The 1,639-nt window shown below is 63.2% G+C and carries 2 protein-coding genes; both read right to left on the bottom strand.

Annotated elements, in window-relative coordinates; genetic code table 11:
* Positions 1-1,188, bottom strand: a 1,188-nt coding sequence (locus DBR23_RS13980) for a M20 aminoacylase family protein (RefSeq protein ID WP_108498660.1), incomplete at its 3' end; no start/stop codon positions are given.
* Positions 1,188-1,639: ABC transporter permease (locus DBR23_RS13975; protein ID WP_146191341.1), on the bottom strand; the 452-nt coding region annotated here is incomplete at its 5' end. The genes DBR23_RS13975 and DBR23_RS13980, both read right to left, overlap by 1 nt.

Genomic DNA, 1,639 nt, shown 5'->3' with positions numbered 1-1,639 from the left:
GATCAGGCTGGCGTGCAGCGCAGCGCCCAGCGGCAGGATGTCATCGTTAAAGTCATACCGACTGTTGTGCAAGGCGCTGCCGCTCGATCCTGTGCCCTGGCCAATGCGCAGATAGGCCCCCGGCTTGTTCTGCAGCATGAAAGAGAAGTCTTCAGCGCCCATGCTGGGCTCCAGGTCGCGCACCACGTGGTCGGCCCCCAGCAGCGACTCGGCCACATCGCCCGCAAAGATTGCTTCGCTTTCGCTGTTGATGGTGGCGGGGTAGATGCGTTCGTAGTGCACCGTGGCCGTGGCACCGAAGCCGAGCGCAATGGCGCTGCACAACTCCTTGAGGCGCTTTTCCACCATCTCCTGCACCAGCGGGTCGAAGGTGCGCACGGTGCCTACTAGCGTGGCCGTGCCGGGCAGCACGCTGAAGGCACCCAGGTCGCCTGCCTGCATCGCGCACAGGCTGACCACCGCACTGTCGATGGGCCGCACATTGCGCGAAACGATGCTCTGAGCTGCGGTGATGATGTGGGCCGCGACCAGCACAACGTCCACCGTCTGATAAGCGTGCGCGCCGTGGCCGCCACGCCCAGTGATCTCGACCGTGAAACGGTCGGCGGCTGCCATCATCGGACCGGCATTGATCCCCACGGTGCCGGGCTTCATTGCGGGCCAGTTGTGCATGGCGAAGATGGACTGCACGGGGAAGCGGTCAAACAACCCGTCTTCCATCATCACGCGGGCACCGGCAAAGCCTTCTTCGCCCGGCTGGAACACCAGCACGGCGGTGCCATCGAAGTTGCGGGTTTCGGCCAGATAGCGCGCAGCGCCAATCAGCATGGCGGTGTGGCCGTCATGGCCGCAGCCGTGCATGAGGCCCTGCTTGCAGGACTTCCAGGCGAAGTCGTTGTGCTCGGTCAGCGGCAGGGCATCCATGTCGGCGCGCAAGCCCACCATGCTACCGCTGGCGCTGCTGCGCCCACGAATGACGCCCACCACACCCGTGCGCCCGATGCCTTCGTGGATCTCATCCACACCGCAGAGCTTCAGCGCTTCCCTGACGCGTTTGCTGGTGTAGACCTCTTCGAAACCCAGCTCCGGATGGGCATGCAGGTCACGCCGCAGTGCCGTCAACTCAGGGTGGTACTGCGCGATGTGAGCGAAGGCGCGGCCACCAGCTTTCAAACGGGGGCCTTGCATCAGTGGCCTCCTGCCTTGCCAACGCGCAGTCGAGGATCGACCGCGAAGTACAGCAGGTCCACCACCAGGTTGATCACCACAAAGATCAACGCAATCAGGCACAGGTAAGCGGCCATCACAGGAATGTCAGCGAAGGTCACAGCCTGGATGAACAGCAGGCCCATGCCTGGCCACTGGAACACCGTCTCCGTGATGATGGCAAAGGCGATCAGGCCACCGAGTTGCAGACCTGTGATGGTCAGCACGGGCACGAGAGTGTTCTTGAGGGCGTGGCCAAAATGGATGGCCCGATTGGACAGGCCACGAGCCCGGGCGAACTTGATGTAGTCGGTGCGCAGCACCTCCAACATTTCGGCTCGCACCAGCCGCATGATCAGCGTGAGCTGGAAGATAGCCAGCGTGATCGCAGGCAAGGTGATGTGATGCCAACCCTTGGCCTTGAGCAAGCCGG

This window comes from Acidovorax sp. HMWF018 (genome assembly GCF_003061035.1).
Lineage (GTDB): Bacteria > Pseudomonadota > Gammaproteobacteria > Burkholderiales > Burkholderiaceae_C > Acidovorax > Acidovorax delafieldii.
Note: the sequence above shows the minus strand (reverse complement) of the source record. Positions and strands in the feature narration are given on the sequence as shown.